This is a genomic window from Nocardia sp. TBRC8007, from assembly GCF_056629435.1.
Window position 1 is genome coordinate 1 of record NZ_JBWSOR010000162.1, and the last position, 462, is coordinate 462.

A 462-nucleotide genomic window follows, 5' to 3' on the forward strand; every position below is an offset into this window, starting at 1 on the left:
TCGTTGGGTGTGGGGCCGGAGTCGCGGGTGGTGTTGGCGTTGCGGCGTTCGGTGGATCTGGTTGTGGCGATGTATGCGGTGGTGAAGGCGGGTGGGGCGTATGTGCCGGTGGATCCGGACCAGCCTGCCGAGCGGACGGACTACATTCTGCGGATCGCGGCGCCGGTGTGCGTGTTGACCGATGTCGGGGCGGGGTTCGGCACTGATGTGGCGCCGGTGGTGCGGGTGGATGGGTTGGATTTGTCGGGGGTGGATGGGTCACCGGTTGTTGATGGTGAGCGGGTGGCGCCGTTGCGTGCGGGCAATGTTGCGTATGTGCTTTTCACGTCGGGGTCGACGGGTCGGCCGAAGGGTGTGGCGGTGTCGCATGCGGCGATTGTGAATCAGTTGTTGTGGAAGCGTGCGGAGTTCGGTTTGGATGCGGCGGATGCGTTTGTGTTGCGGACGCCTGCGACGTTCGAT

The 462-nt window shown here is 64.7% G+C and carries 1 protein-coding gene; it reads left to right on the plus strand.

Features of this window, described 5'->3' with window-relative positions:
- On the plus strand, positions 1 to 462 hold a 462-nt coding region (locus tag ACX4ZE_RS23100), incomplete at both ends, for an AMP-binding protein (protein ID WP_480275571.1).